At 68.6% G+C, this 12,289-nt stretch carries 9 protein-coding genes and 1 pseudogene; 7 read left to right on the forward strand and 3 right to left on the reverse strand.

The window, feature by feature from the left end:
• Nucleotides 1-8 precede the first annotated feature (8 nt).
• The 4 genes from ACH4G3_RS18290 (at nucleotide 9) to ACH4G3_RS18305 (ending at nucleotide 4,966) form a co-directional block, all read left to right on the forward strand.
• The gene (locus tag ACH4G3_RS18290) at nucleotides 9-854 is read left to right on the forward strand and encodes an oxidoreductase (protein ID WP_397625427.1); all 846 of its coding nucleotides are present in this window, start codon (nucleotides 9-11) and stop codon (nucleotides 852-854) included.
• Nucleotides 855-1,318: 464 nt separating this feature from the next.
• Nucleotides 1,319-1,873 (forward strand): hypothetical protein, encoded by a 555-nt coding sequence (locus ACH4G3_RS18295; protein ID WP_397625428.1) that lies wholly within the window; start codon nucleotides 1,319-1,321, stop codon nucleotides 1,871-1,873.
• A gap of 765 nt (nucleotides 1,874-2,638) precedes the next feature.
• Nucleotides 2,639-3,547 (forward strand): bacteriocin fulvocin C-related protein, encoded by a 909-nt coding sequence (locus ACH4G3_RS18300; RefSeq protein WP_397625429.1) that lies wholly within the window; start codon nucleotides 2,639-2,641, stop codon nucleotides 3,545-3,547.
• 420 nt (nucleotides 3,548-3,967) lie between these two features.
• Nucleotides 3,968-4,966, forward strand: a complete 999-nt coding sequence (locus tag ACH4G3_RS18305) for a YdcF family protein (protein WP_397625430.1) — start codon at nucleotides 3,968-3,970, stop codon at nucleotides 4,964-4,966.
• Nucleotides 4,967-5,070: 104 nt separating this feature from the next.
• Here ACH4G3_RS18305 and ACH4G3_RS18310 read toward each other — a convergent pair.
• Nucleotides 5,071-5,352 (reverse strand): annotated as a pseudogene (locus ACH4G3_RS18310) (helix-turn-helix domain-containing protein); the annotation flags it as partial.
• A 290-nt stretch (nucleotides 5,353-5,642) separates the two neighbouring features.
• Between ACH4G3_RS18310 and ACH4G3_RS18315 the strand changes: the two are divergent.
• Both ACH4G3_RS18315 and ACH4G3_RS18320 read left to right on the forward strand, forming a co-directional pair.
• On the forward strand, nucleotides 5,643-7,691 hold the full coding sequence (locus ACH4G3_RS18315) for an alpha-L-fucosidase (RefSeq protein WP_397625431.1): 2,049 nt from the start codon (nucleotides 5,643-5,645) through the stop codon (nucleotides 7,689-7,691).
• 519 nt (nucleotides 7,692-8,210) lie between these two features.
• Nucleotides 8,211-8,819 (forward strand): alpha/beta hydrolase, encoded by a 609-nt coding sequence (locus tag ACH4G3_RS18320; protein ID WP_397625432.1) that lies wholly within the window; start codon nucleotides 8,211-8,213, stop codon nucleotides 8,817-8,819.
• A 239-nt stretch (nucleotides 8,820-9,058) separates the two neighbouring features.
• On the opposite strand, the gene ACH4G3_RS18325 is transcribed toward ACH4G3_RS18320, so the two are convergent.
• Nucleotides 9,059-9,850 (reverse strand): hypothetical protein, encoded by a 792-nt coding sequence (locus tag ACH4G3_RS18325; RefSeq protein WP_397625433.1) that lies wholly within the window; start codon nucleotides 9,848-9,850, stop codon nucleotides 9,059-9,061.
• On the reverse strand, nucleotides 9,847-10,476 hold the full coding sequence (locus ACH4G3_RS18330; RefSeq protein ID WP_397625434.1) for an ABC transporter ATP-binding protein: 630 nt from the start codon (nucleotides 10,474-10,476) through the stop codon (nucleotides 9,847-9,849). Before ACH4G3_RS18330 ends, ACH4G3_RS18325 begins: the two co-directional genes overlap by 4 nt.
• A gap of 202 nt (nucleotides 10,477-10,678) precedes the next feature.
• Between ACH4G3_RS18330 and ACH4G3_RS18335 the strand changes: the two genes are divergently transcribed.
• Complete coding sequence (locus tag ACH4G3_RS18335; protein WP_397625435.1) at nucleotides 10,679-11,908, forward strand: flavin-containing monooxygenase; 1,230 nt, start codon at nucleotides 10,679-10,681, stop codon at nucleotides 11,906-11,908.
• Nucleotides 11,909-12,289 lie beyond the last annotated feature (381 nt).

Below are 12,289 nucleotides of genomic sequence, written 5' to 3' on the forward strand. Positions count from 1 at the left end.
AACAGTCCATGACCACCGTGTTCGACTCGATCGACCTGAGCGGCAAGACGCTGGCCAACCGCATCTCGATGGCGCCGATGACCCGCCGCCGCGCCGACGCTTCCGCAGCCACGGCGACAGAGCTGATGGCCACCTATTACGCCCAGCGGCCGAACGCCGGCCTGATCATCACCCGAGTGAATACAGCCGTCGGTCGGCGGCCAGGGCTACACCAACACCCCGGCCTGCACTCCGCCCAGCAGGTCGACGCCTGGCGGAAGGTGACCGACGCCGTCCACGCCCGGGGCGGCACGATCTTCGCACAGCTGATGCACACCGGCCGGATCAGCCACCCCAGCCTGCTGCCCGACGGACTCATTCCCGTCGCCCCCTCTCCCGTCGCGGCGGCGGGCCAGGTGTTCACCTACCAGGGCCGGCCCCCAGGGCTACGTCACGCCCAAAGAACTGGACCAGGACGACATCACCCACACGATCGCCGACTACGCCGACGCTTCCTCGGCAACCCCTACAACGACATCGCCTCGACCGACCCGGCGGACGTGCTGGAGACCCACACCACCCTGATCGCCGCTCTCGCCCGGCTGGACCTCGCCTACCTGCACCTGGTGGAGAGCCCGGACCGCGACCTGACCACCCGGCTGCGCGAGGACCGGCCGACGGCGTTCATCCTCAACCCCTTTACCACCGCGAGCCCACCGGCCCCAGTGCACTCGCCCACATCGAGGACGGCACCGCGGACATCATCGCCTTCGGCGCGCTGTTCGCCCTGGCCCGGACCTGTGTGCCCGACGACGACACTCGCCGCCTGCCACATCCAGCGGACGACCGGACCACCTTGGAGAACCAGCAGCTGAAAGAAGAACTTGAGGCCGCGACGGGCGGCGCTCGCGGCGCGGGCGATCCCGGACACGGTGACCTCCGCAGCGCCTCGCAGGGCAACATCGAAAGCTTGGAGGACGCGTTCGCGACCGCGTCGGGGTGCGGCTGGTAGAACCGAAGCCACCACTGGTGCAGGGCCCTTCACACCGGAGGGCCCTGCACCACGCCCGCAGCGGACAACGGTTCAGAACGAAACCCCATCCACAACTTCGGCTCCGCGGCCCGCCCAGCGGGCAAAGCAGAGCTCTCCATGGCCACTGTCAGCATCGGCTCAGGCAAGAACCACGTCATGCGGTGATGCCTTCCACCCCGACCACCAGCAGCAGGGCGATCAGCGCCCAGCCATCCGTTTGTGAGTAGACGCGCTCGGCCAACGAGGCCCGCGCCAAGTTGAGAATCCTTGGAGCGGCGGGCTGCTCTTCCGCCTAGGGTCTCGATCATGTTCAGGTCAGGGGTGGGGTTCTACGCGTTGTTCGGGCTCGGCTGGTGGCTGCTGGGCTTGAGCGCATTCGACGGGTTAATGCGGCAGGTCCTGGTCATAGTTGGCTGTGCCGTCATGGCGGGGCTGATGCTCACCGCGCGCCGTTTCCTTCCCTCGTCGGCAGGGGGGCCATTCCCCGGTGGCCGACGTCGGCGGTTCAACCAGATCAATGGGCTCCAGTGGCTGCTGATCATCGCTATCGTCGCAGTCTGCCGTCACGTCGGCGTGCCGGTGCTCATTCCCCCGCTGATCGCGGTTGTCGTTGGGCTCCACTTCCTGCCGTTGGCGGCGGTGTTCGAGCAGCCCCGACTGCGAATACCGGCGGCCCTGCTGATCGTTTCCGGGGCGGCAGGGACGACCGTCTGGCTCACGAACGGCCCGGACGAGAGCGTTCGCCTCGTGGTGGGGCTCATTTCTGCGCTCTCCCTGTGGGGTATGGCGCTATGGACAGTCGCAGCGGCGGCATTCGCTGCCGGGCAAAGGGCAGGAAATGAGGGATCTGGCGGCTCGTGACAGGCACCACGTCTCGATCAGGGCAACTAGAGCGCCGGCTCCCGCCACGACACCGAAGGAGAGCTTCACCAGGTCGAAGAGCGTCTTGGAGTCGATGCGGCGCTCGGGCTTGGGTTCCGGGCGCCGAGCAGGTCCCACCCTGGTGAAGAACACGCCGATGGCGATGGCGATCGCGGTGATGAAGGCCAGGGGCAGGACGAGCCAGACCTGTCACAGGCGCAGGCCGCGCTGTTCAGCCCGGCGCCGGGGCGTGGAGAGTCTCACGATCAGCAGGACAGCGTGGCACACGTTGCCGGTTGCGCTCCGTTCTGACGCGGAGGGGGTCCGCGCCGTCTGCGTCCGGTACGGACTCCCGCCCAGCGGAGAACGCCGTCCACCGGCGCCGAGACGTCACCTTCCGGGCCGGCGTCCGGTCGGAGCCGCTCACCACGATGACCGATCAGTTCGACCGGCGCCGCCAGTGCAGCGCGGCGTGTGCGTGTTTCTGGTCCCCCGACGCTTCTCGATCTTGAGACTTCGTTGCCTGCGAGGAGGCCCGTGGCGGCACATATGGCCGACGTGCTGCTGGACTGCGTACGTTTCCCCATGCCACGTTCGAAGCCGCGAGGGAACCGGCTGCGGGGATGGGACTGCTGGTGACGGAGTTCAGCACGGAGGCCCCTGTCGCCTGGTTGGCATGCTCTCGTCATTCATCGACCGGAGTAGTCCGAGCATCCGAAAGGCGGAACATCAGTGACATCTGCAAAGGATCAGAAGCAGTGGGTTATGGCGTTCGATGCCACCTGCGGCACGTGCACGGCGATCTCCTCGGCCGTGGCCGAGGCGAGCGACGGCAAGCTGAAGGTGCTTCCGCTGACCGACCCCGACGTGCAGGGGTGGCGGCACCAGAGTATGGGCCTCGACCCTGAGTGGACCCCGACATTACTCCGCGTCGACGGACCTGCCGTCCGCGCGTGGACGGGACCCGCCATGACGGTTCCGCTGGTAAGGCGCCTCGGGCCAGGCGCGACAGTCCGGGTCCTACGCGCTCTGGGCCGTTTGCGCTACGAGGCCAAGCACGGCTCGTCGCAATCCGACAGCATGTCGATCGGTCGCAAGCGGTTCTTGCAACTGTGCGGCGGGATCGCTGCGGCGGCCGCCCTGACGGTGACGGGCAAGACGCCTGCCTTCGCACAATCGGGCCAGACCCAGGCGCGGGCATGGGTCGAGGCCAACAAGGGCAACCTGCCACGCACCTATACGGAGATAGCCAAACACTCGGAGCCGTACCGCAAGGCGATTCTGCGTGCGCTGTCACCGCAGGACCGTACGCAGCTCTGGCTGGACCACCTCGAGCACTACCGCGCGGCACATCCCGACCTGTCGGCCCCTCAGACGCAGGTCATCGACCAGGCTCGCGAACTGGCACCCAAGGTGCTTCTGTCCGAGGAGGACGTCTCCCAGAAAGTACGGCGCCTGGAGGACGTGGCGAAGCGTGAGTTCGGCCGCGAGGGAGCTGCCGACCTGCTCGCCCGGCTCGGACCTGCGGACGCCGGGCTCGGACCACTGGCCTACTGCTCGTGCGCGACGGAGAGCGACTACTGCAGCGGCTCTTGCCGACGCGGGGGCTGCACCATAGTTCCCTCGGATTGCGGGACGTTCTGGGCGTACGACTGCAACGGCCTGTGTGCCTGACCACGTAGCGGAAACCTGAGTAGGCCACGGACTGTCGTCGGCTGTCTGAGTTCCAGCGGCGGCAATGATCTGGTTGCCCGGGTGCCGCGCACGTCGCGGCACCCGGGGCCCTGCCGAGGCTGACGACTTGGCGGCAGTGGAAGAAGCCGCTCTGCCGAGGTCGACGCCCTATCGCGTTCTCGGATGCTCGTCCGGGTGAGGGCGGTCGAACATGAGGGTGCGCGGCCGGCGGGCAGCACCACCGGCAGGACATGCCGGTCTCCCGCCAAACGCACCACCGCCCGCCCGCGTTCGGCGCACCACAGCAGGTCTGGGAGGATGGCCGGCAGCCGTCCGTACCGGGTCCGGGAACCCGCGGCGGCGAGAGGCGGGCGGGTACGGGCAGCGGCCCGGCGGGCGAAGAGCGGAGCGGTGCGACACATGCCGGAGTACCCGGAGTACCTCGCCGCGGTCGTGTTCGCCGCGGGCGGTGTCGTCAACGCCCTCCTGGCACCGCACCGGTTCTCCACCGCCGTCCTGTTCTGCCTCGCGGTGACCTCTGCCGGACTCGGCGTGGCCGGTCGCAGTGCGGCAGCCCACCCGACCGTCGCCACCGTCCTCGCCGTCGCCGCCCTGCTCCTGGCGCTCGCGCTGGGCCTGCTGCTGCTGGCCGACGGTGTCCTCCTGGTCCGGCGCTACGGACCGCAGGCAGCCCTGCTGGCGACCGGGGCCGTCGGCTGCGCGCTCCTGGCGGTGCTCGGCCTCGACGCGGTCTTCCACGCGGTCGGCGGAGAGGCGTTCGGTGCCCTCCTGGTCGCGGTGAACGCGGCCGCGGGATACCTCACTCTGCTCTTCCTCGTCTTCGCCGGCTACGTGTTCGTCCGGGGCCGCAGCACCCCCCTGCCGGGAACCACCCATGTCGTCGTCCTGGGCGCCGGGCTCAACGGCGACCGGCCCGGCCCGCTGCTGACCCGCAGGCTGGAGCGCGCCCTTGCGATCGACGCCGCCCGCGCACCGGACACCCCTGGTGTGGTGTTCGTCGTCTCGGGCGGCCAGGGCGACGACGAGGTCCGCTCCGAGGCGGACGCGATGGCCGACTATCTGCGCGGACGCGGAGTGCCCGCCCACCGGATCGTTCGGGAAGACCGCTCCGTCAACACCGGGCAGAACCTCCGCTTCAGCGCGGCCCTCGTGGACGGCACCACTGCCGGCCACCGTGCCACGGTGGTCACCAGCGGCTTCCACGTCTACCGCACGACCCTGCTGGCCCGCCGCGTCGGCGTGCCCGTCCACGTCGTGGGCGCGCCGACCTCCGCCGCCTACTGGCTGGCCGCGACACTGCGCGAATTCGCCGCCATCCTGTGGCTCGACCGCCTCCCCCTGATCGGACTCAGCCTACTGCTGGCAGTGCCGGTGGCGACGGCGGTCTTCGAGCACTGAAGCGCCGGCCGCAGACCTCGTAAGAGGTCCAACAAAGGCGCCGTACATGGCGCGGTTGATTGGTTCTCGGCGAATGTGCAGGGTCATCATCGATGCCGACACCCGCGGTCACGGACCGGGACCAGGGTGCCGTCGACGATCCATAACCGGTCCACGCCCGGCACCGGCCTGGCCGCCGGCTCCAGCGCAAGCAAGGGTCGCAGACGCTGGATGACGCGGCAGACGGTCGCACGTGAGCATCCGAAGAGCGGTGCCAACTGCCGCATCGCGAGGTTCGTGCGGTAGTACACGGCCAGCGGCGGCACTCGCTCGGCCAGCGGAAGGCACGACGGCCGGCCGGGCCCGCCACCGAGTCGCGGGCCCCTCGCCCCCCGACCACTCTCCACACCCCAGACTGTTCTCGCATCGACACAGCCGGCAGCCGACGGTACCTGGAGGGCTCAAGCTCGTGGTCTAGACGGCATCTCTCGGAAGAGATCCGATGTTTAGCGCAGCTCGTCGGCGTAGTCGTCTCCCCTGTATTCCAGCCATTCGATACCCGGTGCCCCCTTCTTTAGGGGATTCTCGTCCCGCCTCTAGACGCGGCTGCCATCTTGCTCATATAAATCCATCCGATGTCTCCACGTTCCGCTCGTAAGGCCCTGCCTCCTCTCCCCCTGACACATGGAGCCGAACCATGTCCTCAGCCCCCCTCAGCAGGCGCTCTCTGATGAAGGCCGCCGCCCTGGCCGGAGGCATCGCCGCCTTCGGTTTGCCGCAGGTCCTGTGGCCCGTCACCGCCGAGGCGTACACCGTCCCCTCCAAGATGGACTGGTGGTACCAGGCCAGGTTGGGGATGTTCATCCACTTCGGGTCCTACTCGTACCTCGGCCATGGGGAGTGGGCGTTCGACAGTGAGCAGTGGGACAAGGCGAACTACCAGACCCAGGTCACCAAGAACTTCAACCCGACCGGGTTCAACGCCGCCGCCATCGCTGAATTGGCCGAGAACGCCGGCATGAAGTACCTGGTGATCACGGCCAAGCACCACGAGGGCTATGCGATGTGGGACTCCAACGTCGCGGGGTTCACCGACACCACCGGCACCAAGCAGTACAACCTGCACGACTTCGGCGGCATCCAGAGCGACCCGCTGATGCAACTCAAGACCGAGTGCGAGAGCCGCGGGATCAAGTTCTGCCTGTACTACTCGATACTCGACTGGAACCACCCCTCACAGACCGACCGCCACGAGAGCGGTCTCACCACGATGTCCTCGCAGGCCGCCCGCACGGCCTACATCGCCGACATGAAGGCGCAGCTTCAGGAACTCCTGGATCGCTACGACCCGGCGCTGTTGTGGTTCGACGGCGACTGGTTCGCCGAACCTTCCAGTCCCACCCTGGAGGACTGGTGGCTGACATCGGACGGCGTCGATCTCTACAACTGGTTGATCGCCCGCAAGCCCGACCTCATCGTCAACGAACGGGTCAAGCGGGACCACGGTCTCGGCGACTACGCGGTCGCGGAGTTCGGGATACCCGGCAAGCCGATGGGCCGGCCCTGGGAGCGGTGCGCCACCATGAACGGCGCCTGGGGGTACGCCGAGTGGGCCGAGAACTCGTACAGATCCGTCAAGGACATCGTCCAAGAGCTCGTCACGGTGGTCTCCCGGGACGGCAACCTCCTGCTGAACATCGGCCCCAAGGGCGATGGCTCGGTCACCGCCGGATCCCGGACGATCCTCAACGGGCTGGCCTCCTGGATGTCGACGTACAGCGACAGCGTTCACGGCACCAGCGGCAGCCCGTTCGCCACGGAACCCGCGTGGGGGAGGGTCACCAAGAAGAACGGCAAGCTCTTCGCCCACGTCTTCACCTGGCCCACGAACGGCCAGCTCCAGATCCCGGCGATCGACAACACGATCAGTCGCGTCTATCTGATGAACAACCCCTCGGTCTCACTCCCGTACACCGTCACCGACAAGATCAACGTCACTGTGCCGGCCACCGCACCGAACGCTGACGACTCCGTGGTCTGCGTCGAGGTCCAGGGCATGCCCGTGAGGGTTTCCGCAACGGTGTTCCAGAACGTCGGCTATCAAGGTGCCCACGCCGTCCTGCCGCTGGGGAGCTACACCTCCTCCCAACTGTCCGCCGCCGGTCTGGGGCCCGCCGCGGCCTCCTCCGTCCTGGTCCCCGACGGTTTCCAGGTGACGGGCTACTCCGGCGACAACTTCACCGGCACCGCCTGGACGTTCACCTCGAACACCCCCGACCTCCGGGTGACTGGCAACAATGACGTCATCGCCTCACTGAAGGTGATGTTCGACCCGGCCAGGTACTTCCGCCTGACCAACGTCACGAATCATCTGGCACTGGACAGCGGCGGCAAAGTCGCCAGTGGCTCGAACTTGAAGCAGTGGGAGTCGATAGACCACGCCAATCTCCAGTGGCAGGCAATCGAACTCGGCAACGGCTACTACAGACTCGTCAACCGGGCCAACGGCATGGTCGCCGACGGCTGGGGCTCTACCCGCAACGGTGACCCGGCCCGGCAGAAGGCCTGGGACGGTAGTACCACCCAGCAGTGGCGGATCACCCACCGCGGCTTGGGCCAGTACTCGATCGCCAACCGCGTCACGGGACTGGTCCTCGACGGTGGTGGCATGGCCACCCCCGGGGCCGTGACCAAGCAGTGGACGTGGCAGCAGAGCACCAACCTGCTGTGGTCTTTCGAGGTGTGACCCGAGGTCGGGCAGTCAGCGTGGTCGCGAGGCCGTGCGTTGAGGGGAAGCGAGGGGCACGGAGCTCCCGGCGACAGGTAGTCCGCCGAGATCGCCTGTTGTCGTGGGACTCCGTTGCCGGACCCGGAGGCAGTCATCACGACTCCTTCGGGCCCCTGACGAGTTGCTGCAGAACAGCACCCCGTCGCCGTCCGTGACCACCATGGACCTGACGGCGTTCTGCTTGCTCTGGCCGGAGATGAACGTGTCCCCGTCCATGCGTCCGGCGGCTGGCCGCCGGACCCGGATCTCGGTGCCGTCGATGATCCCATGCCGCTGGCGCCGAGGTGGTCGACGACCTCGGCCAGGGTCCGCAGCCGCACTCCGGGGCTGACGGTGCAGCCTCGCTCTGCGAGCAGGGGCCGCACGTCGCCGATGGCGCGGGTGATGGTGGAGCAGTCCACGCCGAACCAGCAGGCCAGCACGTCGTGGGTGGTCGCGTGTCGGAGAACGTGATCAGCTGACTAGTAGTCTGCGGCCATGTCTGATCCCGTCCCCTTCGCCATGCCCACCCGTTTTGACGGAGCCCGAGATCGTGTCGCAGTTGTCGTTCCAGGTGTCGGTTACTCGCCCGCCAGGCCGCTACTGCATTTCGCCCGGAGTGTCCTGCTCCAGCACGGCTGGACGGTCCAGGAGCTGTGGTGGCAGATCCCCGATGGGTTCGCGCACTTCACGGTGGACGACCGGATCGCATGGGTGGAGCGGCAGGTCACGGAGGCCATCGAAGCCGAGGCGGGGGCTTGTCGGCTCGTCGTCGGCAAGTCCCTGGGCTCCCTCGCCTGCGGCATCGCAGCTGACAGGAACATCCCGGCAGCCTGGCTCACCCCGGTCCTGACCATCGACCACGTGGCCGCGGCTCTCCGGCGAGCCATGGAGCCGACCCTCCTCATCGGCGGAAGCGCCGACAAGCTATGGGATTCACGAATTGCTGCGTCCCTGCGACACGATGTCCTGGAAGTGCCCTCGGCGGACCATGGCCTGGAGCTTGCGGACGACGCCGCAGGGTCGGTCGAGGTCCTGCGGCAAGTCGTGTCTCGGCTGGACCGCTTCATTGGCTCACTCGATCCCTTGACGGCACCGCCGCAGTGACCGACCAGTACGGCGCCGGTCACACCCGCCAGGTTCCGATGCTCCGGCAATGGCTCCCGGTGCGGGACATCGTCCCCCTTTCGACGTGGGCGATGGGGCTCCGGCCACAACCCGGAGCCCCCTGCGCGGGAAGCAGCGGAACACCGAAGCAAGGGAATGCCGACGAGGACCTGTGTCTGGCCCCTGCCGGTGGCTGCGGAACCAGGTCGACCAGCCGCACATGGTCCGCACTCGGAGGTTCAGGGCTGTGATGCTGACATCCTGCGGCGCCACGGGTTGCGGGAGGGACGGTGGGTGTGGAGGACCAGCAGCGCCAGGGCGCCGGTCGCCGCGGACCAGGTGAGGGAGAGCAGGCCGTGGGACCAGGGTACGTCGGCGCTGAGGGCTGAGCTCAGTGCCAGCTGGTTCACGCCGTACAGAGGAAGAGCCGACACCCCTGCCACATCCATGAGTGTGTTGAAGACGGGATTCTGCAAGCCGGTGTCGACCAGGCTGAGCATGATGATGAGGAAGAAGCCCTCCAACTCGCCCCGGACCAGGGAGCCGAGCAGAAGGCCGATGCTGCCGTAGACGAGTCCGGCACCTGCGAGGCCCAGCGCCAGAGGGCCCACATGGTGTACGGGCAGCGAGATCGACAGCACGATCGTGGTGTAGGAGGCCAGCAGGACGGCGGTGAGGGCGACGGCAGCGAGTTTGGCGAGCAGCATCGGCAGCCGGGGGTAGCCGGCCAGCAGCAGTCGGCGGTCCAACTGCCCGGACAGGAAGGTCTCCGTGAAAGTGATGAACCCGGCGACCATGGTGACGGCGCCCAGCGCGCTGGCCACCTGGCCCACCTGGCTGGCACGGGCGGAGACGGGGGCGCTGATGGCGTCCAGCCAGATGCGCACCACTCGGTCCGAGGTGCACAGGCGTGCCACGGCGATCCAGATGGGGATGAACGCGACCGCCAGAACCAGGGCCAGCCGGTTGCGCAGGTGGCCCCTGAGAGTGCAGCGCAGCAACTCGGTGAATGCCGTCCAGGACAGCCTCAACGGTCGGCCTCCTGCAAGTGCAGACGGCCCTGGCGCAGTTGAGCGATCACGTCGAAGTGGTGCAGGTCGTGCAGCAGGTGCGAAACCACGATGATCGAGCGGCCCCGGTCACGCAGATCGGCGGCCAGCGTCCAGAACCGCTGGTGGGTGTCCCAGTCGAAACCCTGATAGGGCTCGTCCAGGACCAGCACCTGCGGATCGTGCATGAGGGCGAGCAGCAGGTTCAGCTTCTGCTGCGTTCCACCACTCAGCTCACCTACCGGCTGTCGTCGGCAGCCGGTCAGCGCCAGCACTTCCTTCAGCTCGCCGGCGCGCTCCAGCGTCGGCAGCCGGTAGGCCATCTGGAACAACCGCAGATGCTGTCCGACGGTGAACGCACCGTTCAGTACCGTCCGTTGTGGGCAGTAGCCCACCGCCCCGGTCCGCGTCACCGTTCCGCTGTCAGGCGCGAGTTGTCCCACGGCGATCCGCAGCAGCGTGCTCTTGCCCGCGCCGTTCTCGCCGACGACTCCGACCAGCGTCCCGGCGGGTACATCGAGGTCCACGCCGCGCAGAACCTGCCTGCCGCCGTACCCCTTGCAGACTCCGCGGATCCGCAGCGGCGGCCGGTGGCGCGTCGTCGTCACTGCCTGCACATGGGCCCCTCGATGGATCGGACAGGTGTAGCGAGCCGGCGCGCTACTGCCCGGCCTGTGTCCAACGAGTCCGTGTCACAGCCGTAACGGCGGCCTCCGGCCGTCCTGTTGAACAGCCGCATCGCCACTCCACATGTTCTGCCTCCCCCGCGCCGGCCGTGACGTGAGCCGAGGTCCGCCGTTGTAGGAGGCGATGCCCCCGACACCAATGCGAGACGTCGCCACTCCCGTGATCGTGATCGGAGCCGGCCCCCACGGCCTGGCGGCAGCCGCGCTGCTGCGCCGCTCCGGAGTACCGGCCGTGGTCCTGGAACGGTCGGACCGCGTGGGAGCGAGCTGGGCGCAGCGCTATGACCATCTGCGCCTGCACACCCCTCCCGGCGCTTCGAAGCTTCCCGGCCTGTCGGTACCGCGCCAGGCGGGCCCGTGGGTGAGCCGGGACGATTACGTGCGATACCTGGAGCGCTACGTCGCCCACCACCGGCTCGACGTCCGGCTGACCACCCCGGCGCAACGCGTCGAGCCGGCCGAAGACCGCTCGGGAGTGCAGTGGCTCGTCCACATCCCCGACGATACGGTGGCCACCGGTGCGGTCGTGGTGGCCACCGGCCGCTGCCACACCCCGAACATCCCCGACTGGCCCGGGCGTTCGACCTTCACCGGCACGCTGCTGCACTCGGCCCACTACCGTTCTCCGGCCCCCTACCGCGGGCGGGACGTCCTGGTGGTCGGCGCCGGTAACAGCGGTACCGAGATCGCCGCCGTCCTGGCCGGGGCCGGAGCCGGACGGGTACGGATCGCGGTCCGTACCCCGCCCAACATCCTGCCCCGCTCCAGCGCCCGGTGGCATGCCGTCGGCCGGCTGACGGAGGCCCTCCCGCTGGCGTGGCGCGACAGCACCTCGATGCTCACGCAACGCCTCGCGGTGCCCGACCTGACCTCGTGGGGACTGCCACGACCGCGCTCGGGCCTGTACACACGCAATCTCAGCGATGGGGTCAACCCGGTGCTGGACCACGGCTTCGTGGACGCCGTCAGGTCCGGACAGGTCGAGCCGGTCGCGGCGGTTCAGGCCTTCGAGGGTCCCGACGTGCTGCTGGCCGACGGTGCCAGACTGCGCCCCGACACGGTCATCGCCGCCACCGGCTACCGGCCCGGTCTGCATGACCTGGTCGGGTCCCTGGGCGTACTCGACGAGGCCGGGCAGCCCCTCACCGTAGGGGCGAGGACCCTGCCGGGAGCCGCACGCCTGTACTTCGCCGGGTACACCAATCCCCTGACAGGCGTCCTCCGCCAGGCGGGCCTCGACGCACGCGCCATCGCCCACGCGTTCCGCCGCGAGGAGGCGCAGGCCCTCCTCCCCGCCCCTCGCGTCGGCGACCGCGCGACCGACACACGCCCCGAAGGACACCCACCGAGCTGACGCCCCCGCCTCCCGGCCTTCGGCCGGGAGGCGGGGCGATGTCGGCAACCGAGCGTGCCGCGAAACGCTGCCCCGCACTGCGGCGTCCGGATGGCCGCCTTCCCGGATGCCGCCCCCGGTGCCGACCGCCCCTGGATGGCCACCCAGTATGTCGAGGGGCTCGGTCTGAGCCTGGCGCTCTGCTCCGAGGCGACGACGGCCTCCTCCAGGAGCAGCTGCCCGCAGGGGTTGCAGCCGTCTCCATCGCTGGACGGCCAGCCCGTCCGCGGATGCCCCCGCCGTTCCGTGGTGAGCAGGCCGGTGACTGCAGCGCCTGCCGCCCGGGACCCAGTCCTACAGAAGTCAGCTGGTGCTCGCCCGTAGCAGGCTCGTGGCTTTCCA

Source organism: Streptomyces afghaniensis (assembly GCF_044327915.1).
Taxonomy (GTDB): domain Bacteria; phylum Actinomycetota; class Actinomycetes; order Streptomycetales; family Streptomycetaceae; genus Streptomyces; species Streptomyces afghaniensis.